Annotated in this window: 19 protein-coding genes; 6 read left to right on the forward strand and 13 right to left on the reverse strand. The window is 43.7% G+C overall.

Annotated elements, in window-relative coordinates:
- Positions 1 to 155: 155 nt before the first annotated feature.
- Complete coding sequence (locus ALT761_RS10510; protein WP_129738586.1) at positions 156 to 2,960, reverse strand: TonB-dependent receptor; 2,805 nt, start codon at positions 2,958 to 2,960, stop codon at positions 156 to 158.
- 59 nt (positions 2,961 to 3,019) lie between these two features.
- On the opposite strand from ALT761_RS10510, the gene ALT761_RS20890 reads away from it, so the two are divergent.
- Positions 3,020 to 3,148: a hypothetical protein gene (locus ALT761_RS20890; protein WP_256772412.1), complete on the forward strand. Its 129-nt coding sequence runs from the start codon at positions 3,020 to 3,022 to the stop codon at positions 3,146 to 3,148.
- 224 nt (positions 3,149 to 3,372) lie between these two features.
- On the opposite strand, the gene sucD is transcribed toward ALT761_RS20890, so the two are convergent.
- The 8 genes from sucD to sdhC form a co-directional block, all read right to left on the reverse strand.
- Positions 3,373 to 4,245 carry a succinate--CoA ligase subunit alpha gene (sucD, locus tag ALT761_RS10515; protein WP_013783986.1) on the reverse strand — a complete coding sequence of 291 codons (873 nt, stop codon included), beginning with the start codon at positions 4,243 to 4,245 and terminating at the stop codon, positions 3,373 to 3,375.
- Positions 4,245 to 5,411 (reverse strand): ADP-forming succinate--CoA ligase subunit beta, encoded by a 1,167-nt coding sequence (gene sucC / locus ALT761_RS10520; RefSeq protein ID WP_057791629.1) that lies wholly within the window; start codon positions 5,409 to 5,411, stop codon positions 4,245 to 4,247. Before sucC ends, sucD begins: the two co-directional genes overlap by 1 nt.
- 152 nt (positions 5,412 to 5,563) lie before the next feature.
- Positions 5,564 to 7,060: a 2-oxoglutarate dehydrogenase complex dihydrolipoyllysine-residue succinyltransferase gene (gene odhB, locus ALT761_RS10525; protein WP_129738588.1), complete on the reverse strand. Its 1,497-nt coding sequence runs from the start codon at positions 7,058 to 7,060 to the stop codon at positions 5,564 to 5,566.
- A 9-nt stretch (positions 7,061 to 7,069) separates the two neighbouring features.
- Entirely contained in the window at positions 7,070 to 9,889 is a 2,820-nt protein-coding gene (gene sucA / locus ALT761_RS10530) for a 2-oxoglutarate dehydrogenase E1 component (RefSeq protein ID WP_129738590.1), read from the reverse strand.
- 173 nt (positions 9,890 to 10,062) lie between these two features.
- On the reverse strand, positions 10,063 to 10,773 hold the full coding sequence (locus tag ALT761_RS10535; protein ID WP_057791623.1) for a succinate dehydrogenase iron-sulfur subunit: 711 nt from the start codon (positions 10,771 to 10,773) through the stop codon (positions 10,063 to 10,065).
- 14 nt (positions 10,774 to 10,787) lie between these two features.
- Positions 10,788 to 12,560 (reverse strand): succinate dehydrogenase flavoprotein subunit, encoded by a 1,773-nt coding sequence (sdhA, locus tag ALT761_RS10540; RefSeq protein WP_013783981.1) that lies wholly within the window; start codon positions 12,558 to 12,560, stop codon positions 10,788 to 10,790.
- Position 12,561: 1 nt separating this feature from the next.
- A complete protein-coding gene (gene sdhD / locus ALT761_RS10545; RefSeq protein WP_126872334.1) occupies positions 12,562 to 12,909 on the reverse strand; it encodes a succinate dehydrogenase, hydrophobic membrane anchor protein in 348 nt (115 codons plus the stop codon).
- Positions 12,903 to 13,277: a succinate dehydrogenase, cytochrome b556 subunit gene (sdhC, locus tag ALT761_RS10550; protein ID WP_013783979.1), complete on the reverse strand. Its 375-nt coding sequence runs from the start codon at positions 13,275 to 13,277 to the stop codon at positions 12,903 to 12,905. Before sdhC ends, sdhD begins: the two co-directional genes overlap by 7 nt.
- Before the next feature lie 701 nt (positions 13,278 to 13,978).
- On the opposite strand from sdhC, the gene ALT761_RS10555 reads away from it, so the two are divergent.
- On the forward strand, positions 13,979 to 15,256 hold the full coding sequence (locus tag ALT761_RS10555) for a citrate synthase (protein ID WP_013783978.1): 1,278 nt from the start codon (positions 13,979 to 13,981) through the stop codon (positions 15,254 to 15,256).
- 119 nt (positions 15,257 to 15,375) lie between these two features.
- Positions 15,376 to 15,798 carry a DUF3429 domain-containing protein gene (locus ALT761_RS10560; protein WP_129738592.1) on the forward strand — a complete coding sequence of 141 codons (423 nt, stop codon included), beginning with the start codon at positions 15,376 to 15,378 and terminating at the stop codon, positions 15,796 to 15,798.
- Positions 15,799 to 16,054: 256 nt separating this feature from the next.
- Here ALT761_RS10560 and ALT761_RS10565 read toward each other — a convergent pair whose 3' ends face one another.
- Complete coding sequence (locus ALT761_RS10565) at positions 16,055 to 17,515, reverse strand: phosphomannomutase CpsG (RefSeq protein ID WP_129738594.1); 1,461 nt, start codon at positions 17,513 to 17,515, stop codon at positions 16,055 to 16,057.
- 150 nt (positions 17,516 to 17,665) lie between these two features.
- The gene (locus ALT761_RS10570) at positions 17,666 to 18,634 is read right to left on the reverse strand and encodes a glutathione S-transferase family protein (RefSeq protein ID WP_129738596.1); all 969 of its coding nucleotides are present in this window, start codon (positions 18,632 to 18,634) and stop codon (positions 17,666 to 17,668) included.
- Positions 18,635 to 19,052: 418 nt separating this feature from the next.
- Between ALT761_RS10570 and tcdA the strand changes: the two genes are divergently transcribed.
- The gene (gene tcdA / locus ALT761_RS10575; protein ID WP_372339288.1) at positions 19,053 to 19,835 is read left to right on the forward strand and encodes a tRNA cyclic N6-threonylcarbamoyladenosine(37) synthase TcdA; all 783 of its coding nucleotides are present in this window, start codon (positions 19,053 to 19,055) and stop codon (positions 19,833 to 19,835) included.
- 101 nt (positions 19,836 to 19,936) lie between these two features.
- A complete protein-coding gene (locus tag ALT761_RS10580) occupies positions 19,937 to 20,344 on the forward strand; it encodes a hypothetical protein (RefSeq protein WP_129738598.1) in 408 nt (135 codons plus the stop codon).
- Positions 20,345 to 20,498: 154 nt separating this feature from the next.
- Here the strand turns inward: ALT761_RS10580 and ALT761_RS10585 are convergent, their stop codons facing one another.
- A complete protein-coding gene (locus ALT761_RS10585) occupies positions 20,499 to 20,972 on the reverse strand; it encodes a DUF2919 family protein (RefSeq protein WP_013783972.1) in 474 nt (157 codons plus the stop codon).
- Positions 20,973 to 21,079: 107 nt separating this feature from the next.
- Complete coding sequence (locus ALT761_RS10590; RefSeq protein WP_129738600.1) at positions 21,080 to 22,714, reverse strand: esterase/lipase family protein; 1,635 nt, start codon at positions 22,712 to 22,714, stop codon at positions 21,080 to 21,082.
- A gap of 193 nt (positions 22,715 to 22,907) precedes the next feature.
- On the opposite strand from ALT761_RS10590, the gene rimO reads away from it, so the two are divergent.
- Positions 22,908 to 24,350: a 30S ribosomal protein S12 methylthiotransferase RimO gene (gene rimO, locus ALT761_RS10595; RefSeq protein ID WP_129738602.1), complete on the forward strand. Its 1,443-nt coding sequence runs from the start codon at positions 22,908 to 22,910 to the stop codon at positions 24,348 to 24,350.
- Positions 24,351 to 24,472: the final 122 nt, after the last annotated feature.

Consider the following 24,472-nt stretch of genomic DNA (forward strand, 5'->3'; position numbering starts at 1 on the left):
CTCAGCCCTTACTACTTACTTCACCACACTGTAGATGGTTTACTTGTACTTATACAATAAAAAACCACCTTTTGCTTCCTCGCCTGAATACATCTTCGAGCGCTGAAACAACAAGGTGGCTTGTATCTATTCTAATGTTTGCTTTCGCTTAACAATTAGAAGGTATAGTTAAAGCCTAACAAGTAGTTAGTACCGTAAGATTGATATTGCGTAATCTGACGAGAATCCGCCTGAGACGCTTGAATATCATCTTCATCAGTTAGGTTTTGCGCTTGGAAAGTAACACGTAGGCCTTCCAAAGACTCAATACCAGACTCACTAAAGTCGTAACCGATTTGGGCATCAACCAAGGTACCGCCTTGCTTAGTAGCATCTACCAATGCCAAGCTAGTACCACGTTCTTCCGTTAAGTAATCATCACGCTTAGTTGCCGCAACACGGAACTCGAAACCATCGCTTTCGTAAAAGAACGTCATACTGTATGACTCTTCAGACAAGCCTGGAATTCGGGTTTCAGTTTGCGTTGGTGCTGCGTCTACTTCACCTTCCATGAAGGTGGCACTTGCGAACAAGCCAAAGCCTTCTAATGACTCGTGAAGCAATTCACCTGGTAATGAACCTTGCAGTTCATAACCGCGCACATAACCTTCAAAACCATCTAGTACACTGCCGACTGAACCTAAGAAAGTAGCAGGCGTCTGCCCTTCTGAACCTTGGTGTAAATCAGGAATGTACACATCAGAGAAATCCGTTAGTACGCTCGTATCGCGATGCCAGTTTTTAATATCTTTATAGAAGAATGATGCCGCTACATAACCCGTATCCGAGAAGTAATTCTCATAAGCGATATCTAACTGGTTAGCTTCAAGAGGCTTAAGTTCAGGGTTACCTGAGCTACCGCTCCAAGGACCATTTTCAGGATCGGTACTGGTAATTTGGTTATCATTAAATGCGAAGGACGCCTGCGTATTTGGACGCATATCGTCCATACGTGGTCTTGAAATGACTTTACCCAATGCGAAACGTACAAACTGACCTTCGGCAACTTCTGCTGAAAGGTTAAGTGTTGGAAGTACATCTGTGTAATCAGCGCCGCCAGAAACAGGTACCGCTACTGTCATGCCATCAGCATCGGACGTGGTTGAGAAACCCGTAGATTGCTGGTCAGCATTAACCACTTGTACACCCACGTTACCGCGAATATAGATATCACCTACTTCCATTTCTAAATCAAATTTAGTGTAGAAAGTCAGCAACTCTTCATCAACTGTATAGCTATCACCTAAGCGATCGTTTTGTACCAGCTTGGCATCAGTCGCTGTGTAATAACCACTTTGGAACAGACCAAGTGAATCATACGCTAGAATGCCGTCTATACCGATGAAATCTAGAGGTACTACGCCTAGTACATCTGGAATAGCCGCATCACCAGGATAGCTAGGGGCAGTTAAATATGCACCGTTGTTTTCTTTGGTTTTGCTACGATCTGAGTAGATAACGCCCGCAGACATGCCAGTTACTACGCCCCATTCAACGTACCCTTTTGCATCAAAGCGGTAAGTATCTAGGTCTTCTTCATAGTTTGGTTGGTTAACAAAACCATCTTGTGCGTCTGCGCCAATAATAGGTGCGCCCCATGCTTGTGGACCTGCAAGACGAATTAAGCTTTCATCAGTAAGGTCAACAGGTGCAATGCTTGGGTGATCAGAATATACCGCGCCGGTAGACGTCATTTCCCAGCTACGAGCAGTAATAGGACGTCCATCAATTCCTGCCCGGCCTACGCCTGAATAACTTTCTACATCGATAATGTCTTTTTCAACTTTACCGGTAGAATAGTCGAACTCTAAAGTCCAGTTATCATTTAAGATGTATTCTGCGTTCACGCCTACCGTCGTTAAATCAGCTTCTTGAGTACGAGCATCATTACGAATAACTGAATAGAAGCCATCGTAGTAACCTGATGTTACTAAACCGTTTTCAACACCAGTAATGGTATATTCGCCAGTTCCCCATTCAGCACCACCTTCTTCAAGACCCCGACGAACGTCATCTTCTACGAAGTCGATATAAAGCGCATCTACTTGAACATTTAGTTTATCAGTAGGCGCCCATTCAACTACAGCGGCGATAGAATCACGCTCTAACATTGCTGAACGTGCAAAAGAGTCGTGACCACCTAAAATAGTAGTTCCTTCTGCCACATCTACACCGGCTGCTGCATTATCAGCATTCGCGCCTGCATAGCCCCAACCACGGAAATGTTGTTCTTGACGTGGTGATTCCATGCTAGCAACAGTCAGTGCAAGACCAATAGTATCGTCAGCAAATTGGTCAACGTAGTTTACTGAAATACGATGTCCGTTGTTGTCAAAATCTGGGTTAGGAGAATCTTCAGCATTCTTTTCATACGAGCCATTAATAGCGAATGTACTTTTTGCTGCAAGCGGACTAATGGTTTGAAGGTCAATTGAACCACCAATATTTTGGGTGGTCATGCCAGCTTCTGCTGTTTTATAAACAACGATGCTAGAAATGATTTCAGTTGGGTAAAGGTCGAATTCAACGCCGCGGTTGTCGCCCATACCTAATAATTCACGGCCGTTAAGTGATGTACCTACGTAGTTTTCGTTGAAACCACGTACTGAAATACCACTTGTACGTCCGTTTCTACGCTCACCAGCTAAGCCAGGCAAACGTGAAATAGATTCTGCAATACTTGTGTCTGGTAATTTACCGATGTCTTCTGCGGATAACGCTTCAACAATGGAGGTGCTATCCATTTTAATCGCTTGAGCGCGTTGCAAGCTGCCACGTATACCGCTAACTTGAATAACTTCAACGTTAGCTTCATCAGCTGCTTCTGAATTTGTTTCTTGTGCAAATGTAGGCGAACAACCAAAAGCTACGCCACCAGTGATCAGCGCAACCTTGATGAGATTTGGTTTAAATTGTTTCATAAAACAGGTGTCCCATTCAGTTATATTTGTTGTCTTTTTGTTATTTTTATGACAATCGAATGACAATGTATCCAGTCGCTGACAATCCTATAGAGCACACGGGCTTTGCACAATTGCTTGCATACGTATTCATAGAAAATATTCAACACCCCATTAACATTAACCGTCATGAAATTATTGAAATTTAACAACAAAATTACGTAAATTCGCCACTAAACTTGTTTTATGTTGTAATTTTGTTACGGCATAAAGGCGTTTTTTGAGGGGGTATGCGAGGGCGCAAACAGTGAGGACGAAAGTTTAAAAAGCAGAATTTTTCTGCTTAGACTTTTTTATAAAACACCAATAGAAAGACACAAAAAAGCCCGCTAATTAGCGGGCTTCACTTAAACACTTACGTGCGCTTTGCCAACTACCAACCCGTAGTTTCGCGAAGTGCCTTGCCGATTTCAGCAAGAGAGCGAACTGTTTTAACGCCCGCGTCTTCTAGTGCTTTAAATTTCTCATCAGCTGTACCTTTACCGCCAGCAATGATTGCACCAGCGTGACCCATACGCTTACCTTCAGGTGCAGTAACACCCGCAATGTAAGAAACAACAGGCTTAGTTACGTTAGCTTTGATGAATTCAGCAGCTTCTTCTTCTGCTGTACCACCAATTTCACCAATCATAACGATAGCTTCTGTTTGAGGATCGTCTTGGAACAACTGTAGGATGTCGATGAAGTTAGAACCAGGAATTGGGTCTCCACCGATACCAACACAGCTAGACTGGCCGAAACCTTCGTCAGTAGTTTGCTTAACGGCTTCGTACGTAAGTGTACCAGAGCGAGAAACAATACCTACTTTACCAGGCTTATGGATGTGACCAGGCATGATACCAATCTTACACTCTCCAGGAGTAATAACACCTGGGCAGTTAGGACCAATCATGCGAACGCCTTTAGCATTTACGTATTCTTTAACGTAAAGCATATCTAGCGTAGGAATACCTTCAGTAATACAAACGATAAGCTCGATACCAGCATCAGCAGCTTCAACGATTGAATCTTTACAGAATGCAGCAGGTACATAGATAACAGTCGCAGTTGCGCCTGTTGCTTCTACCGCTTCACGTACTGTATTGAATACTGGAAGACCTAGGTGCTCAGTGCCGCCTTTGCCTGGTGTAACACCACCAACCATTTGCGTACCGTAAGCAATAGCTTGCTCAGAGTGGAAAGTACCTTGACCACCAGTGAAACCTTGACAGATTACTTTGGTATCTTTGTTAATTAATACAGACATTATTTGCCCTCCGCAGCAGCAACAACTTTCTCTGCTGCATCAGTTAGCGACTCAGCAGCAATGATATCAAGACCTGAGTTCGCTAGAACTTCACGGCCAAGCTCTGCGTTTGTACCTTCAAGACGTACAACAACAGGAACACTAACGCCAACTTCTTTAACTGCGCCAATGATACCTTCAGCAATCATGTCACAACGAACGATACCGCCGAAGATGTTAACTAAAACAGCTTTAACGTTGTCGTCAGATAAAATGATTTTGAATGCTTCTGCAACACGTTCTTTAGTCGCGCCGCCACCAACATCAAGGAAGTTAGCTGGCTTGCCACCGTGTAGGTTTACGATGTCCATTGTACCCATTGCTAGGCCGGCACCGTTAACCATACAACCTACGTTACCGTCTAGCGCAACATAGTTAAGTTCGAACTCAGCAGCATGCGCTTCACGTGCATCTTCTTGAGTAGGATCTTGCATAGCTTTAACTTTAGGCTGGCGATATAACGCGTTGCCGTCGATTGCTAGCTTAGCGTCAAGACAGTGAAGGTCACCATCTTCTTTAATGACAAGCGGGTTAATTTCAATCAATGCAACATCAAGATCTTCAAACATCTTAGCTAGGCCAAGGAAAATCTTAGTGAATTGTTTGATTTGAACGCCAGAAAGACCAAGTTTAAACGCCATTTCGCGTGCTTGGTAAGGCTGAGCACCAACAATTGGGTCGATTTCAGCTTTAAGAATTTTCTCTGGTGTTTCTTCAGCAACAGTTTCAATCTCAACGCCACCTTCAGTAGAAGCCATAAACACAACACGACGGGTTGTGCGGTCTACTACTGCACCAAGGTACAATTCGTTAGCGATATCTGTGCAAGTTTCAACAAGGATTTTGCTCACAGGCTGACCATTTTCGTCAGTCTGGAAAGTCACCAAATTTTTGCCAAGCCAGTTTTCTGCGAAAGCTTTGATTGCGTCAGTATCTTTTACTAACTTAACGCCACCTGCTTTACCGCGACCACCTGCGTGGACCTGACATTTTACTACCCACTCACTACCGCCAATGCGGTTAGCGGCCTCTACAGCACTTTCAGGAGTGTCTGCTGCGTATCCTTCAGAAACAGGTAGACCGTATTCTTTGAATAGCTGCTTACCTTGGTATTCATGCAAATTCATGGTGTTTCTATCCGATTTTTAGTAAGACAAAAGCCGCTTTCGCGACTTGATTAATTAGACTGATATTATAGGGCGAATATCAGCGTTGTGGCAGTAACGCGACTTATATAAATAAGCAGCGCTGCTGCACACAATAACAAGAGAGGAAAGCCTTACACGTCTAATAGAAGGCGTGTTGGATCTTCAAGCATCTCTTTAATTGTTACCAAGAAGCCTACTGACTCTTTACCATCAACAATACGATGGTCATAAGACAGGGCTAGGTACATCATTGGCAGAATTTCCACCTTACCGTTAACAGCCATTGGACGATCTTGGATTTTATGCATACCCAAAATAGCGCTCTGTGGCGGGTTAATGATAGGCGTAGACATCAATGAACCAAACACACCACCGTTAGTGATAGTAAAGTTACCGCCTTGAAGGTCTGCCATCGACAATTTGCCATCACGGCCTTTAATTGCCAATTCTTTAATTCCTTTCTCAACACCAGCCATACCAAGTGTATCCGTATCTTTTAAGATAGGCGTAACTAGACCGCGAGGTGTTGATACCGCGATAGAGATATCGAAGTAGTTGTGATAAACAATGTCATCACCGTCAATCGATGCATTAACATCTGGGAAACGTTTAAGTGCTTCAGTTACCGCTTTCACGTAGAAAGACATGAAACCTAAACGAATACCGTGACGTTTCTCAAAGCTCTCTTGATACTGCTTACGAAGTTCCATAATTGGCTTCATGTTAACTTCGTTAAACGTAGTTAGCATAGCAGTAGAGTTTTTAGCTTCAAGTAAACGAGTTGCAATCGTTTTACGAAGACGTGTCATAGGAACACGTTTTTCTGTGCGATTACCAGTAGGTAAATCAGCTGTATCAGCTGCAGCAGATGGCGCTGAAGCCGCTGGTGCACTACCACCTTTAAGGTGTTTTTCTACGTCTTCTTTAGTGATACGGCCATTTTTACCCGTACCTTTAACTTTTGCTGCGTCTACGCCTTTTTCTGCCAATAAACGGCGTACTGAAGGACTAAGTGCATCGCTGCTGTCATCTGAATCATCAGATGCAGCTTCAGACGATTCAGATGCTGCTGCACCTGACGTTGCGCCCTCAACAAATTTAGCAATCACTTCTTCAGCTGTCACTGTTGCGCCTTCTTCGGCAACAATTTCAGATAGTGAGCCATCAGCAGGCGCTACCACTTCTAAAACAACTTTATCAGTTTCAATATCAACCAAGTTTTGGTCACGGCTTACCGCTTCGCCTACTGCAACATGCCATGTGGCGATGGTTGCATCAGCTACCGACTCTGGTAATACAGGTACTTTAACTTCTGACGTTTTACCGCTAGCTGCAGGTGCTGCTTCCTTTTTAGATTCAGCTTTAGCTTCAGATTTAGCTGGCGCAGCGCCACCCTCTTCTAATTTAGCAATAACTTGCTCGCCTAGTACCGTTGCACCCTCTTCATTAAGAAGCTCACCGATAGTTCCGTCGGCTGGTGCTACAACTTCCAGCACAACTTTATCAGTTTCAATGTCAACCAGGTTCTGGTCACGCTTTACCGCGTCGCCGGCCTTTACGTGCCAAGTTGCAATGGTGGCATCGGCAACTGACTCTGGTAAGACCGGAACTTTTATCTCAATTGTCATCATTGTTCCTTATTTAATAGTGAGTGCGTCTTCAACCAGCGCTTTTTGTTGCTGATTGTGAACGGAAACATAACCTACAGCAGGTGAAGAAGATGCTTCACGACCTGCATATGTTAATTTGGCGCCATCTGGAATTGCTTGCCAGAAATGGTGTTGACTGCAATACCAAGCTCCTTGGTTTTGCGGTTCTTCCTGACACCAAACCCAATCTGTAACGTGGCTGTATTGTGCCACAACTTTAGCGCATTCTTCTTGTGGGAATGGATAAAGTTGTTCCAATCTTACGATTGCAACGTCTGTTTGTTCATTTTTACGGCGCTGGTCAAGCAAATCGTAGTAAACCTTGCCTGAACACATCACCACACGCTTAACGTCTTTCGGATTAATATCGTCAATTTCGCTAATCACATTGTGGAATTTGCCTTCTGCTAACTCTTCAAGAGAAGAGGTTGCAAGCGGGTGACGCAACAAGGATTTAGGCGACATAACGATAAGCGGTTTACGCATAGGGCGAACCACTTGACGGCGAAGCATGTTAAACACTTGCGCTGGTGTTGAAGGTACACATACTTGCCAGTTGTGATCAGCACACATTTGCAAGAATCGCTCAAGACGAGCCGAGCTATGCTCAGGACCTTGACCTTCGTAGCCGTGTGGAAGCAGCATGGTTAGACCACATAAACGGCCCCACTTCGCTTCACCTGAACTCAAGAATTGGTCAAATACAACCTGTGCACCGTTCGCGAAGTCACCAAACTGGGCTTCCCAAATAGTTAAACACTCAGGTTCTGCCGTTGCGTAACCATACTCAAACGCCATAACCGCTTCTTCTGAAAGCACAGAGTCGTAAATTTCGATCTCGCCTTGGCCTTCACGAATATTTTGCAGTGGCATGTACGTTGAGCCATCAGCTTGATTATGCAATACCGCATGACGGTGGAAGAAAGTACCACGGCCAGAATCCTGACCTGTCATACGTATATCTTCACCAGCATCAACCAATGATGCGTAGGCTAGATTTTCTGCCATTCCCCAATCAAGTTTCTTTTCACCGCTTACCATGGCCTTGCGGTCTTGGTATAACTTGTTTACACGAGATTGAAGTTTATGACCTTCAGGGAAACTTGTTAACGCTTCGCCAAGTTCTTGAAGTTTTTTAACACTGATAGCGCCATCATATGGCGTATCCCAATCGTGACCTAAGTACGGAGACCAGTCTACACTGTGCTCTGTCATCGGACGCCATTCTTCAACTACACATGCACCATGATCTAATGCTGCACGGTATTCTTCTAAATAGCGGTCGGCATCACGCTGTTCAATAACCCCTTCAGCAATAAGCTGGTCGGCATAAATAGCGCGAGGTACAGGATGCTTCTTCACTTTTTGGTACATAAGCGGCTGAGTTGCGTTTGGCTCATCAGCTTCGTTATGTCCATGACGGCGATAACACACTAAATCGATAACAACGTCACGCTTGAATTTATTACGGTATTCAAGGGCTAGCTGAGTCACAAAAGCAACCGCTTCCGGGTCATCAGAGTTAACGTGGAAGATAGGCGCCTGAACCATTTTCGCAATGTCAGTACAGTATTGCGTAGAACGGGTATCTTCAGTTTTTGACGTTGTGAAACCAACTTGGTTGTTCACCACAATACGTACAGTTCCGCCCACGGCGAAACCGCGAGTTTGTGACATATTGAAGGTTTCTTGCACTACGCCCTGCCCAGCAATCGCTGAGTCACCGTGAATGGTAATAGGAAGCACGGTATTAGTATCGTCATTACGACGTTCAAGACGAGCACGAACAGAGCCCATCACTACCGGGTTCACAATTTCAAGGTGAGACGGGTTAAACGCGAGCGCTAAGTGAACATTGCCACCTGGCGTTGCAAAATCAGATGAGAAGCCAGCGTGATATTTAACATCACCTGCACCTAATGAATCGTCATGCTTACCTGCAAACTCGTCAAACAACACTGATGGGTTTTTACCCAACACGTTAACGAGTACGTTTAGACGACCACGGTGAGCCATTCCAATAACCACTTCTTTAGTGCCTGCAGCACCTGCATTAGTGATTAGGTTTTTAAGCATAGGAACTAATGCGTCGCCACCTTCCAGTGAGAATCGCTTGGCACCTGGGAATTTAGACCCAAGGTACTTTTCCATGCCGTCAGCAGCCGTTAGCCCTTTAAGTAGGGTAAGTTTTTCATCTTTAGAAAACTCAGGCTTGGCTTGTACTGACTCAATTTTTTGCTGTAACCAGCGTTTTTGGTCTGTATCGGTAATGTGCATGTACTCAGCACCGATAGAGCCACAATATGTTCGGTTAAGTGATTTAAATAATTCACCTAATGACATTGAATCTTTGCCGATAGCAAAAGACCCTACGTTGAACACACTGTCAAAATCTTTATCAGAAAGGTTATGGTGAGATAGTTCTAAATCACGAACGCGCTCTTGTTTCCATAATCCTAGCGGATCGAGGTTGGCATGTTGATGACCACGGAAGCGAAAGGCATTGATAAGCTGTAACACTTTAACTTGCCTGTCATCCGAGACCGGAGTGCCTTCAACTGGTGCGCTCGACATTCGTGCTGTCGGGCCTAGAGCAGCTAGCTTCCTAAACTGATCTTTAACACTAGTATGGTTGGTTTCAAGTTCAACGCCTTCGACCTTGGGTAGGCTATCAAAGATTTGACGCCAAGTATCGGAAACGCTCTGCGGGTCTTCCATATACGATTCGTACAATTCTTCGACATAGGCAGCGTTGGCACCTGCCATATGCGAGGAATCCCACCACGCTTTCATCACGCTTTCTTGCATTTAATTTGCCTTGCTACGTTTTGTAAATTCTATTAACCATCGGTTTGTATTATAAGGTTATTCGTGACATAACCAAGCGTTATACCGATGAATACAAAAAAAAATAGCCATCACATCCGGATGGCTATTTAGAGCATTGCTTTCTGTCACTCAGGAGTAAACAGAATATAGTACTAAACAGCCCGTTGTAAAAGCATAGACTTAATATGTCCAATTGCTTTTGTCGGGTTTAATCCTTTCGGACATACACTTACACAGTTCATAATACCGTGACAGCGGAATACGCTAAATGCATCATCTAGATCGTTCAAACGTTCATCGGTTGCAGTATCACGGCTATCAATAAGGAAACGATAAGCGTGAAGCAGACCAGCAGGCCCGATAAATTTATCCGGGTTCCACCAGAACGATGGGCACGACGTAGAACAACATGCACATAGAATACATTCATACAGTCCATCAAGCTTAGCACGTTCTTCAGGAGACTGAAGATGTTCTCTTGCAGGAGGCTGTTTATCATCGTTGATTAAGAATGGCTTAATCTTTTCATATTGGGTATAAAACTGTGTCATATCAACAACAAGGTCGCGTACTACTGGCAAACCTGGAAGTGGACGAACAACAACTTTACCTTTACCTAATGCAGACAATGGCGTGATACAGGCAAGACCATTCTTACCATTCATATTCACACCGTCTGAACCACACACACCTTCACGGCACGAGCGGCGGAATGATAACGTTGGATCTTGCTCTTTAAGAGCAATTAGTGCATCCAACACCATCATGTCACGACCTTCCTCGACTTCTAGAGTGTAGTCTTGCATGCGTGGCTTGTTATCAACATCAGGGTTGTAACGATATATCGAAAATTGTAATTGCATGATCGTTGCCTCTCTTAATATGAACGCACTTTAGGCGGGAAAGCTTCCCGAAGCTTAGGCGCCATATTGACATCACGTTTAAGCATTTTTTCAGTATTCGGATCGTAAACGCTGTGGCATAACCAGTTTTCATCGTCACGGTCCGGGAAATCGAAGCGGCTATGTGCGCCACGGCTTTCCGTTCTGAAATTCGCTGCTACTGCTGTGCTGTACGCGGTTTCCATAAGGTTATCAAGCTCAAGACATTCAATACGCTGAGTATTGAAATCGGCACTTTTATCATCAAGGCGAGCATTCTGAAGACGTTCACGAATTTCACCAAGTTGCTTAAGGCCGTCTGCCATGGCTTCACCTTCACGGAATACTGAGAAGTTAAGCTGCATGCATTCTTGCATATCTTTTTTGATTTGAACCGGATCTTCGCCCTTACCTTTCTCTGAGTTCTCCCAGCGATTGAAGCGAGACATTGCCACTTCAAGGTCAGACTCTGATGCTTCGCGGAATGGCGATACGTCAGAAAGGGTTTTACCTAAGTGTAGACCAGTCGCACGACCGAATACTACAAGGTCAAGTAGTGAGTTACCACCTAGGCGGTTAGCACCGTGTACAGATACACATGCAATTTCACCACAAGCGAATAAGCCGTTTACCACTTTATCGTTGCCGTCTGCATCAACAGTTAGACACTGACCGTCAACGGTAGTTGGAATACCACCCATCATATAGTGACAAGTTGGTATCACAGGAATCGGTTCTTTAACAGGATCAACGTGAGCAAACGTACGAGAAAGCTCAAGAATACCTGGTAAACGCGATTCAAGTACGTCTTTACCAAGGTGATCAAGTTTAAGTTTACAGTGAGGTCCCCAAGGGCCATCAAATCCACGGCCTTCGCGAATTTCAGTCATCATTGAACGTGCTACAACGTCACGACCAGCAAGGTCTTTCGCGTTAGGCGCATAACGTTCCATGAAGCGTTCACCGTCTTTATTAAGTAGGTAACCACCTTCACCACGACAACCTTCCGTTACTAGCGTACCAGCACCGGCGATACCCGTAGGGTGGAACTGCCACATTTCCATATCTTGTAGTGCAACACCAGCACGGATTGCCATACCAACACCGTCACCGGTATTAATGTGAGCATTGGTAGTAGAAGCGAAGATACGCCCTGCTCCACCCGTTGCTAATACGACTGCTTTAGACTTGAAGTAAACCACTTCGCCTGTTTCGATATCGATAGCAGTACAACCAACAACGTCACCGTCTTGGTTTTTAACTAGGTCGAGTGCATACCACTCAGAAAACACCTTAGTTTTATTTTTAACGTTTTGCTGATAAAGCAAATGCAGCAATGCGTGACCGGTACGGTCAGCGGCAGCTGCGGTACGAGCGGCTTGCTCGCCACCAAAATTTCTTGATTGACCACCGAAAGGACGCTGGTAAACCTTACCATTCTCAAAGCGTGAGAAAGGTAAACCCATATTTTCCATCTCTATGATGGCTTCTGGGCCAGTTTTACACATATATTCTATAGCGTCTTGGTCACCAATGTAATCCGACCCTTTTACGGTATCATACATGTGCCATTCCCAGTTATCTTCATGGGAATTACCTAGCGCAACAGTAATACCACCTTGCGCTGAAACCGTATGTGAACGGGTAGGAAATACTTTAGACAGTAGTGCACATGATTTGCCAGATTCTGAAATCTGCAATGCTGCACGCATACCAGCGCCGCCGGCACCAATAACTACTGCGTCAAACTCGTGAACGGGTAAACTCATCTTACACTCCCCACAATACAAACAGACCAACAGCGACGTAACCAAAAGCAATGATGTTTAGAACATACTGAATGATTGCACGCAAACCAGACGCCTTCACATAATCGGTAAGTACCTGCCAAAGGCCAATACGAACGTGGATCATGATGGCGATAAGTGCTGCCAATGTGAACACCTTCATCGCTAGCCCAGAAAATAATCCGCGCCACTCAATGAAAGTAATATTATCAGTGGATATAAAAAACCACGCCATGAATACCGTATAAGCAAAAATAATTGCAGCGGTAGTACGTAGTGACACGTAATCTTGAATACCATTACGCTTTAAGCTTGCTTGGTTGCCTAGCATAGTGCTACTCCCAATACTACTGTCAGCACAATCCAAAGAGCGATAGCTATTTTGGCGCTGAGGTTTCCTGACTCCAACTCTTCCCAGTGACCTAAATCCATAACTACATGTCTTAGGCCGCCTAAAATGTGGTAAGTCAGCGCTGATAAAGTGCCTATTGCGATCACTTTTCCAATGATACCGTCCATCATCGCTTGTACGTTCGCAAACCCTTCAGGCGAGGAAACAGATACTGCCCATGCCCAAATAACAAAGAGTAATGCGAAGAACATTGCGACACCGGTAACACGGTGGAGAATTGACGAAATAGCGGCAGGCGGAAATTTAATAGTATTGAGTTCTAAATTTACTGGTCTTTGCTTTTTCACAATGTATGCCTGTTTAATCCGTAGGGATAATGAATTACTCGCCGTTATTATGTCCTGTGCGAGTTAATTCGTTTATTACCTGTTAATTACCTCATCCAATGAGTTGTTAACAATTTGTGAATTATTCTTTAATGCACTTAACAGAATAATTATTCTGTTTTAATGCACTGCTGAGTATATCCAGCACAGTATATAATTACAATTTTTTGTGCTGTAGTAAGACTTTAGTCTTTTTTGACAAATCTTCCTGATAAACACAAAGAAAAGTAGCCACAATTACTAACAACAAGCATGGAATGCTTAATAAACAAGGCTACAAAGTGTATCAGCACTAAACTAGAATAACACTATTTTCACTAGTAAAATTAAGGTCTTTTAATGAAAACGAGTAATTCTCAATCGACAAAAGGTTATTTTTTCAGCTAAGGTGTTAATAAATTTGGTAAACGGTGGTTTACCTTTTGGCAAAAGACATTGATAATTACCCTGAAACGGGTTTAGTGCGATTACCAAAATGTTAACGATAGAGATTCCGGCTGAGCATTATAAATCTCAGTAATTCGGAATATTTATTGTGCATAAATGCAATTAAATTGACTTATTGGTACATAATAAAGTACAAATACGCCACTTTTCCCCAACGAAACGAGCATTTTCGCCCGTTTTCGCTGCAAACAGAACCATTCTGAGGAGAGCATTTTATGGCAGATCAGAAAGCCATTCTTAAAGCCGGCGGTAAGGAAATCGAGCTTCCTATCTTGTCTGGCACCGAAGGACAAGACGTAATCGACGTTCGTACCCTTGGTCAACACGGTTACTTCACCTACGACCCTGGTTTTATGGCGACAGGATCTTGCGAGTCAGCTATTACTTACATTGACGGTGCTGCTGGTGTGTTACTACACCGTGGTTTCCCCATTGAAGAATTAGCGCGCGATGCAGACTACCTTGAAGTTTGTCATATGCTTCTACACGGTGATGCGCCGTCTAAAGAAGAATATGAAGAATTCAAATCAACGATTACACGCCACACCATGGTACATGAGCAAATTAACATGTTCTTCCATGGCTTCCGCAACGATGCCCACCCTATGGCAATGTTATGCGGTACTGTTGGTGGTATGTCATCTTTCTATCACAGCGACTTAGACGTTTCTAACGATGAAGAACGTAAACGTAGTGCACATCGCTTAATTGCGAAAATGCCTACCTTGGTAGCCATGTGTTACAAGTACAACATTGGTCAACCATTCGTTTATCCACGTAACGATTTGAGCTATGCAGCTAACTTCCTGAACATGATGTTCTCAGTTCCTGCTGAAGAATTTGAGATTAGCCCTGCGGTTGAACGTGCAATGGATCGTATCTTTACGCTTCATGCTGATCACGAGCAAAACGCATCTACTTCTACCGTTCGACTAGCTGGTTCATCTGGTGCTAACCCTTACGCATGTATTGCGGCTGGTGTTGCTTCACTTTGGGGCCCTGCCCATGGTGGTGCGAACGAAGCATGTCTGAATATGCTTGAGGAAATTGGTACGGTTGATCGCATTCCTGAGTTTATTGCACGCGCTAAAGATAAGGCTGACCCGTTCCGTCTTATGGGCTTTGGTCACCGTGTATATAAAAATCACGACCCACGTGCAACAGTAATGCGTGAAAGCTGTCACGAAGTATTAAGTGAACTTAATGTTAAAGATCCACTACTTGAAGTAGCAATGGAGCTTGAAAAAATTGCATTAAGCGACCCGTACTTCGCAGAGAAGAAATTGTTCCCTAACGTAGATTTCTACTCAGGTATCGTACTTAAAGCTATTGGTATTCCAACCAACATGTTTACGTGTATCTTCGCATTGTCTCGTACAGTGGGTTGGATTTCACACTGGCATGAAATGATGAGCGATCCAAAACAAAAAATTGGTCGTCCTCGTCAGCTTTACACTGGTCACAACCAGCGTAAGTACACGCCATTGAAATAAGCGTGAACAGATAGTTATTTGTTCATAAAATAGCGCCTTCTGGCGCTATTTTTTTGGCTCTTTTTTAATAAACTTTCGTACAAGAGTTTATTAGAATAACCGCAGAAGGATTATGTTATATGCCCTACTCTGTTGTGTTGCTTGGCGTCGCTGGGCTCATCCCTTTTTTAGCTATGCCAATAGCTTATTCTTTTAATCTTTTATCACTAACCCAAAGCGCTATTTACTTTATGCAGTACTCAGCGGTTTTATTGTCTTTTTTTGGTGGCATTCATTGGTGGGACTCAATCAGTAATCAGCGTTATGGCAAACAAATGTATATCGCCATGTTACCCAGCATTATCGGTTGGCTTTGTTTGGTATTTAGCCACGATCCGAAAACGTTAGGGGTGCTTTCGCTTAGTTACGTTGCCATCTTAGTGTATGACAAATTCACGCTTAGCCTACCAAAAGGTCAAATTGTAAGTTATATCAGTTTACGTATAGCGCTTACCTCGGTCGTGGTAATTAGCCATGCTTGGATGATTTATCTCATTACCTAACTTTTATAGTACATAGCGCACGTTGTCAGGAAACATCATTGCGTTATAAAAATTGGCTGATGCTACAAGTGTTTGCCAATTGTTGAAACGGCACGTGCCAGCAAGACACAAAAAAAGCGCAGTCATAATTATCATGACTGCGCTTTTTCATACACCGGCAATACACTCCTGTGTATGCGTTGCGTTTTTCTTTTAATCTAATCCTTGTTCATTTTATTTAACAAGTCAGCCGTAAAAAGAGTAAAAACGCGGGATGTTACTCGTCACGTATAACCGAAAGCAACTCAGCCGTTTTTTCTTCCATCAAGGCTATATCGCCTCGGCTTTCTACGTTTAAGCGAATAACCGGTTCGGTGTTCGACTTACGCAAATTAAAGCGCCATGTGTCGAATTCCAACCCTAGGCCGTCGGTAGTATCGATCACCGTTGCAAGGGGCTTATATTTAGATGTTGCGCGCTCAAGTGCAGCATCTGCATCTTTAAGCTTGCTGTTAATCTCACCCGACGATGGAAATGCTTCAATGCGCGCTTTAACCATGCTCGCCAACGATTGCTTTTTAACACACACAAGTTCGGCAATTAGCAACCAAGGGATCATACCTGAATCGCAGTAAGCGAAATCTCTAAAATAATGGTGCGCACTCATCTCACCGCCATACACCGCGTCTTCCTTGCGCATACGCTCTTTAATAAACGCATGACCTGTTTTCGACTTAATTGGTGTACCGCCAGCATTCGCCACAATGTCTTCAGTATTCCAAAATACCCGTGGGTCATAAATAATTTTACTGTCTTGGTTTTTCTCAATGAACGCTGCTGCAAGCAAGCCAACAATGTAATAGCCTTCAATGAAGTTACCGCTAGCATCGAATAAGAAGCAACGATCGAAGTCGCCATCCCACGCCACACCAAAGTCCGCGTTATGTTTAATAACAGCATCGGCAGTGTCTGCTCTGTTTTCTGGTAATAGCGGATTTGGAATACCATGAGGGAACGTGCCATCTGCTTCGTGATGCACTTTAATAAAGCTAATTGGAACTTGTCTGCTCGCTAACTCAGCTTCAATAGCATCAAGCGCTGGACCTGCTGCACCGTTGCCCGCATTAACCACTATTTTAAGTGGTGTGAACGAATCAAGATTCACATAAGACAACATGTGGTCTACATAGGCTGACATACAGCTATCTTCTACATAGCTTCCCGTATCAGTTAAATGTGAAACCTTAATGTGTGCATGACCGTTATAAAAGGCATCAGCATCAATAGTCTCACCTTGCGTGTAATAAGCAAGACGCTGTGATACTGCTTCGTCGCTCAACTGCTCAGCGCGCTCTTTAATGGCGTTTAAGCCCGTATCGCCACTAATGGGCACAGAATCAGCTTTTACCAACTTCATGCCATTATAGTTAATGGGGTTATGGCTAGCTGTTACTTCTATTCCGCCATCGACACCTAAGTGTTTAGTCGCAAAATATATCTCTTCCGTACCTGCCATACCGATATCGGTGACGTTCGCGCCAGCATCAATTAGCCCTGCGCTCAAGGCAAGTTTTAAGGGGGTAGAGGTTAAACGAACATCACTGCCCACCACTACTGTTTTCGCTTTCAACTCTTCAGCAAAGGCGTAACCAATACGATAAGCCGTTGCTTCATCAAGTTGGCTATTAAGCTCACCGCGTATGTCATATGCTTTAAAGCACGTAATTGGTTTAGTCATGTATTAGAGTCTCTGTTCCCTGTTAAAGCTATTATTGGTCACTTGTGTGACAACAAAAAGTGTTACAACAAAAGTGACGAATATCATTCTAAAGTAGATGGTATAAAACCCCTCACCTTCGCGCAATGCGCTTTTCAAATTACTAAGCAATTAAACGTACTTTATTTTTTCTCTATTGTGGGAAGTCATTAAATCTTGTTTTGGGCCAACGGGAACAACTTGGGTAGGGTTTATCATGGTGTGGCTGTAATAATAGTGACGTTTGATATGGTCAAAATTTACTGTGCTTGCCACACCTGGATATTGATACAACTCTTTCATATATCCGTACAAGTTTGGGTAGTCTGCAATTTGGCGAATATTGCACTTGAAGTGACCATGGTACACCGCATCAAAGCGAATCAAGGTGGTGAACAAGCGCCAATCCGCTTCGGTAATTTGATGGCCCACTAAATAACGTTGTGTCGACAATCGTGTTTCTAACGAATCTAACGCGTCAAACAAGACCTCAACGGCTTCTTCGTAGGCACTTTGCGTGGTAGCAAAGCCAGCCTTATAAACGCCGTTATTGATAGCGTGATACACCGTATTATTAATATCGTCTATTTCTTCGCGCAGCGCAGCGGGGTAAAAATTTTGTTTATCTCCCGTAAGCGCATTGAAGTCACTGTTGAAAATACGAATGATATCTGCAGATTCATTATTTACTATAGACTGGGTTTGTTTATCCCACAGCACCGGAACCGTTACCCGCGTGGTAACATCATGTTTTGCTTTGGTGTATAGCTGATGCAGGTAATCATAGTGATATAGCTTATCGCCGGTACTTCCTGGGTAGTCAGAAAAACTCCAACCATCCCCAAGCATATCGGGGTTCACCACAGAAACATCAATGTGTTCAGTAAGCCCTTTCAGTTGCCTTAAAATTAACGCACGATGAGCCCATGGACAGGCATAAGCAACATAAAGATGGTATCGACCAGACTCTGGTGGGTGTTCGGCTCCTGCTTCACCGCCTATCGTACCTCTAAACTTCGACGCTTGACGTTCAAATTTACCGCCATTCTCACTCGTGTCATACCATTTATCTTGCCATATTCCGTCTACAAGCAATCCCATTTATTTCTCCAAGCATTCGTTTCAAAACGTGTTATTCAATCATGTATAACTTTGAACGTAATGCCTGTATTTTTGGATTTAACTTCCTAGTTTTTAGAACGAATAGATAAAGAATAGGTATAGCACCTTTACCTAACGTCCATATTATCGATGATTGTTGTGGAAATCGGCACGACTTCAGTAGCTAAACCCATTTTTAAAATGGCAATATCGTACGGTTTTGACATGTCTTACTGGCAGATCAGAGAAGAGCCCTTGCAATATTGCCCTTTTTTGCGATCATGCGCCCCTTGAGTAAAAGCTTTTAATTTTTGTTTATACTGTTCTGTTTTTCCCCGGTTAACGAGTAATGGCTGAACAGTTTTAACGCAGCGCTTAAACAATGCGGCTATTGGCATAGCAAGAACTGGAATACAAAGTGAGTATATTGGAAGATCAACGATTTGGCGGTATCGTGCGCCTATATGGCGTAGAAGCCGCAGAAAAACTTGCAATGAGCCATGTGTGCGTTGTGGGTATTGGTGGTGTTGGAAGTTGGAGTGCAGAAGCGCTTGCGCGCTCTGGTATTGGTAAAATCACCCTGATTGATTTAGATGACGTATGCGTAACCAACACCAATCGACAAATTCATGCGATGGCCGATACCATAGGCGAAGCGAAGGTTGACGCTATTGCCGAGCGTATTAAACGCATAAACCCAAATTGCGAAGTGGTATGCATTGAAGACTTCGTCACACCAGAAAACACAGCAGAACTGTTAACCCAAGCTATGGATGCTGTTATTGACGCAACTGACAGCATAAGAGCAAAAGCTGCCATGGTAGCCCATTGCAAACGCGCAAAAATCCCTATCGTGACTGTTGGTGGTGCGGGCGGACAAATTGACCCTACTCAAGTGACCCGGGGCGATTTATCAAAAACCACCCAAGATCCTCTTGCGGCTAAATTGCGCAGTGAATTGCGACGCAATTACAATTTCAGTAAAAACCCTAAACGCCGCTTCGGGGTTGAATGCATCTATTCAACCGAGCAGTTGCGTTATCCCCAGCCTGATGGCAGCGTGTGTTATAACAAATCGGCAATGGAAGGCGGAACGCGGCTAGATTGTGCAGGCGGTTTTGGCGCGGTCGTAACGGTAACTGCTACCTTTGGTATGTTCGCATCAGCCAGTGTAATCAATCGCTTAACCGGTCATAAATAGACAAACGGGAATAACTACCGCACAATGTTGTTAGCAGGTTTAAAAATGACGATAGCGAACATCACACTATCGCGTAAAGGTTAAGTCAGAAGGATAATAAAATGTCACCTATAGAGCTCGAACAATTAATGAAGGACTGCGCAGAAGATGCGGTTGCTACAGCCCAAGAAGAGTTCAGTTTAACCTTAGAGTATTCTGCTGAAAGTGTTTCACTTGTAGATGATATTTTGCTCAGCTTTTTAGACAAATATCATGACAGTGCATTAGAAGATGAAGCAGTTTTTACCATTTGTAATATCTTTGGCGCGTATGTAGGAGAAACGTTCCAACGTTTTGTGGGTGGAACATGGCTTTATGACCAATCGAACCCTAAAGCACCTTACGTGTTATTAGTGGTCGGTGAGAATTCTTATGCCTTTGCTGGTATTTGTTACGAACGGCTAGTGAACGACAGCCAGGTCAGCGTTAAAGCTTATTTCGATCAATCTGTAAGTAATCACCGCCAGTAAACAGTCTGTTTTGCACTTTTATCGTGTGGGGCTTATACCTTTTTGCCTCGCACGCGACTAAGGCACTAGGATTTTCCTTATCTAATTCTCAAAAAATAACACCTTTACTAAGCACTTTTGTGTTTGTTTTATTTATTCGTAATTTGATACCAAATTACTCGCAATGAGGCTTTTTCCAATCTTGTATCATCCAGCGCAAATGCCGACTTCGACTAATACAATATAAGCTGATAATAGACACCACCACCTTGATGGCAGTTATCATTTCAAACCCCCAATGTACTGACACAATATGATAAAACTGTACACTCAACGACGCTATCACGCCCACTAAAATAAGTGGCAACAATGCGCGAGACCACCCTGTGATCCCCTTTTTCCATAGCCTTTCACGTTGCGATATAAGCACAAGCCCTAACACTATCGGTACACTGCTTAGTAATGCCAAGCCTAAACTTTCACTTTGAGGATAAAACAGCTTAAGTAACGCTTCAGTTTGCGAACGCGAGGCCAGCGAAAAAATAAACGCAATCCAGTCCAAACTAAATAGCGCCAGTATGACGTACAGCCATTTTGGCGGTAAAATTCGGCCGGATTCATCGTAATATTTTAATGGCAGTTTAAGCATGAAAAACAAATAGCCTTGCTTTAAAGAATAATTAATAACCCAGTTATTATTGGGCTAATAATGCAAACTTAAAGCGCTAAAAGAAAATATCAGGCAATTTGGCATAGTTATAAATGTTTTAATATAAACGACACGGCTTCAGGTGATTTAAACGAATTATGCTTAGACACAACAATGAGTCTTTCTAAGGCTTCCGGTATATCGGCACTTTCGTAGGTCACAACGCCATCAGTGAGTAATAAACACACTTCCCTTTTTTCACATTCAGTTTCTTTTTTCGACCCAATAATGGAATAGGCATTTCCTTGAATAGGCATAGGATACAAGGTGTTCATCAAGGGGTGACCTGGCTTTAATGAGTCCAGACTTTTAAATTTAGTGTTGGTTAAATAACTCTGCATGTCTGACTGAACAATGTCGAGCCCATTTTCATCGAGTAACTCAACAAACATACTTTTGAGTTCATAGGGTATTTGCACCAACGATGAACCAATATACCCGATTGCCGACGCCGCTAACGCCGACCCCTTGTGGGGCGTATCTAAATAGAAAACGGTGTTCGTTGTAAATCTAGGTTCAAAGAAAAAGGTGTCCCGAATATCTTCTGACATCGACTCTTCAAGCTGCTCAGGAGGGACAGCAAAGGTGGTATTCCAAAAGGCGTCGCCAGGCAATACTGTCAGTAACTTGGTTATAAGCCCTCCTAAACTGTGCCCAATAAATACCGCTTCGCGAGTGATTAGTGGGTTATCAATGGTGGTCAGTAGCGCATCAAGCTCTCTTCGAATTTTCATGGCGCTATACAGTGGCGGCTGACCTGAGGGGTAAAGCACATGCCAAACTTGATAGCGTTCGTTCAACCATTCGTCATTCATTACTGCCATAGTCAAATAACGCCAAATCAAGGGGTCGGAATTAAGACCATGGATCATAATAAGGGGAATTTTGGTGTCAGACATTTCCCCAATAACATAAATTCCTCTAAGGGCTTTTGCCTGCTTAGTACCCACAAAGCCTTTCCAGCGAAGCCCTCCGACTATCGAATCATTTAGTAAGGCTAAATAGCTGGCACTTGGAGAGTACCGAGCCATATAGGCGTTATTACCCACACGAACCGTGGTTCGGCCATGAATTTTCTGAGCATCTAACGTTATGTGCACCTCGTTACCATCTAGCTTAATGCCCTGAAACATCAATGTGTAACTGCTGTAAGTCCCTTCTTGAGGGTAATAGGTCTGTTCAGTTTCTGTGGCTGCTTGTTCTCTTACTACCACGGCAACGCCGTACTCTCCTAGAATGTTGGGTTGCAGTGCATCTTCTGAAGTCAGCATTCTAGATGCAAAAATGATTGGCTGGTCTAAATTCAAATGGGTGTGAAAATGTGCTTCATCTTCTTTTCCCGACATGCGCAATGTCAGCAAACTCATTAGCGCATCTCGATGACGTTTTAGTGCAAATTGGCGCTCGTCAGCACTGACATCATCCCGCCCAAGTAGCGCTTGTGTACACAACAAGCTGTTAATTAAGCCTTCTGTCGAACGAGGCAATATGGTCACGCAGCTCCAATAAAGCTCACGGGTGGTGTGCTTAATATAATCAAGGGTGTATTCTGGCGCATTAGACAAGCGCAATGTGAGTGATGGTGGCTCAGATTTATAATAGTCTGAAGAACATGATGCTAAGCCAAACATAACCAAGCTAAATAGAATGGGTAACGTTTTTCCGCACTTAAAACTGCCCATGAAGCCCTGCCGTGAAACTTATGCGAGAAGAGCAAAAGAGTATGATGAATTTTTGTTCAGTATTCCACTAATAGACAGTATTGTTCTTAGTTGAAAAAGTTTTACCTCAAAGAGCTGCGAACCCGCCATACTTACTGTATAATCCGCGGCCATTTTAGGCACAAGTAGCGTCGTTTACCGGGTGATATTTTAGATGACAGTAGAAACCTTTAATCCAAGTAAAGCAGCAAACAAAACCACTACTTTAGAAACACCAGTCAAAACACTGACTGAAAATCGTAGTTCAGGTGCAAGCAACGGCGCCCGCATTGGGTTTGTCAGCTTAGGCTGCCCAAAAAACTTGGTAGACTCCGAGCGCATTCTTACGCAATTGCGTACTGAGGGCTACGATGTTGTGCCTACATACAACGATGCTGATTTGGTTATTGTTAATACCTGCGGCTTTATTGATGCGGCGGTAGAAGAGTCACTTGATACCATTGGTGAAGCGCTTAAAGAAAACGGCAAAGTCATTGTAACTGGCTGTTTGGGCATTAAAGAAGATGAAATCCGTGAAGTACACCCTAATGTACTGGCTATTACCGGCCCTCACGCTTATGAATCGGTAGTTGAGCAAGTTCACGAACATTTACCTAAGCCTCAACATAATCCGTTTGAACATTTAGTGCCCGATCACGGTGTTAAACTTACGCCTCGTCATTACGCGTATTTAAAAATATCAGAAGGTTGTAACCATAGATGTACCTTCTGCATCATTCCTTCCATGCGTGGCGATCTTGTAAGCCGTCCGGTGGGCAGTGTGCTTGATGAAGCAAAGCGCTTGAAAGCGGCAGGTGTTAAAGAGCTATTGGTTATTTCACAAGACACCAGTGCGTACGGTGTTGATGTGAAGCACAGAACAGGCTTCTGGGATGGTATGCCCGTTAAAACACACATGCAGCAATTGTGTGAAAAACTGGGTGAGATGGGCATTTGGGTGCGTCTACATTACGTGTACCCCTACCCGCATGTTGACGACCTTATTCCACTGATGAATGAAGGTAAAATTCTACCTTACCTTGATATCCCGTTTCAGCATGCCAACAAACGTATTTTACGCTTAATGAAACGCCCAGGTAGTGCAGATCGTACGCTTGAGCGCGTTAAGAAATGGCGTGAAGCCTGCCCTTCATTGGTTATCCGCTCAACCTTTATCGTAGGTTTTCCGGGTGAAACTGAAGAAGAGTTTGAAGAGTTACTCGACTTTATTCGTGAAGCACAGCTAGATCGTGTGGGCGCATTTGCTTACTCACCGGTTGAAGGAGCTCGTGCCAATGACTTACCTGATCCTGTACCTGAAGACGTTAAACAAGAACGTTTGGCGCGCTTCATGGAAGTTCAGGGTGAAATTAGTGCACAGCGTTTACAAGCGCGCATTGGTAATGAATACCAAGTAGTTATCGACAGCGTAGACAGCGAAGGCGCTGTAGGGCGAACTTATGCCGATGCACCTGAAGTTGATGGGTTAGTTCACCTAAATGGCGTCTATGACGTGAAACCTGGTCAACGGGTGTGGGCTGAAGTCATTCATGCTAACGAACACGATGTGTGGGCTGTGCTGTCTGAAGATCAAGACGAAGACGAAAGCCAAGATTAATCATAGAAATGGCCACTAGGTTTTCAACAAGTCGTTCAAAACAATGACAATATAATAAACAAAAAACCGGTAGTTCCTAAGGAGCTACCGGTTTTTTTTAGTTAAGAGTATGTCGAAAGCAC

Origin of the sequence: Alteromonas sp. 76-1 (genome assembly GCF_900654235.1) — a bacterium.
In the GTDB taxonomy this organism is placed as follows: domain Bacteria; phylum Pseudomonadota; class Gammaproteobacteria; order Enterobacterales; family Alteromonadaceae; genus Alteromonas; species Alteromonas naphthalenivorans.

Coding starts and splice junctions, on each gene's coding strand:
- ALT761_RS10510 (WP_129738586.1), bottom strand. CDS start 2,960: ATGAAACAATTTAAACCAAATCTCATCAAGGTTGCGCTGATCACTGGT.
- ALT761_RS20890 (WP_256772412.1), top strand. CDS start 3,020: ATGACAATGTATCCAGTCGCTGACAATCCTATAGAGCACACGGGCTTT.
- sucD (WP_013783986.1), bottom strand. CDS start 4,245: ATGTCTGTATTAATTAACAAAGATACCAAAGTAATCTGTCAAGGTTTC.
- sucC (WP_057791629.1), bottom strand. CDS start 5,411: ATGAATTTGCATGAATACCAAGGTAAGCAGCTATTCAAAGAATACGGT.
- odhB (WP_129738588.1), bottom strand. CDS start 7,060: ATGACAATTGAGATAAAAGTTCCGGTCTTACCAGAGTCAGTTGCCGAT.
- sucA (WP_129738590.1), bottom strand. CDS start 9,889: ATGCAAGAAAGCGTGATGAAAGCGTGGTGGGATTCCTCGCATATGGCA.
- ALT761_RS10535 (WP_057791623.1), bottom strand. CDS start 10,773: ATGCAATTACAATTTTCGATATATCGTTACAACCCTGATGTTGATAAC.
- sdhA (WP_013783981.1), bottom strand. CDS start 12,560: ATGAGTTTACCCGTTCACGAGTTTGACGCAGTAGTTATTGGTGCCGGC.
- sdhD (WP_126872334.1), bottom strand. CDS start 12,909: ATGCTAGGCAACCAAGCAAGCTTAAAGCGTAATGGTATTCAAGATTAC.
- ALT761_RS10555 (WP_013783978.1), top strand. CDS start 13,979: ATGGCAGATCAGAAAGCCATTCTTAAAGCCGGCGGTAAGGAAATCGAG.
- ALT761_RS10560 (WP_129738592.1), top strand. CDS start 15,376: ATGCCCTACTCTGTTGTGTTGCTTGGCGTCGCTGGGCTCATCCCTTTT.
- ALT761_RS10565 (WP_129738594.1), bottom strand. CDS start 17,515: ATGACTAAACCAATTACGTGCTTTAAAGCATATGACATACGCGGTGAG.
- ALT761_RS10570 (WP_129738596.1), bottom strand. CDS start 18,634: ATGGGATTGCTTGTAGACGGAATATGGCAAGATAAATGGTATGACACG.
- ALT761_RS10580 (WP_129738598.1), top strand. CDS start 19,937: ATGTCACCTATAGAGCTCGAACAATTAATGAAGGACTGCGCAGAAGAT.
- ALT761_RS10585 (WP_013783972.1), bottom strand. CDS start 20,972: ATGCTTAAACTGCCATTAAAATATTACGATGAATCCGGCCGAATTTTA.
- ALT761_RS10590 (WP_129738600.1), bottom strand. CDS start 22,714: ATGGGCAGTTTTAAGTGCGGAAAAACGTTACCCATTCTATTTAGCTTG.
- rimO (WP_129738602.1), top strand. CDS start 22,908: ATGACAGTAGAAACCTTTAATCCAAGTAAAGCAGCAAACAAAACCACT.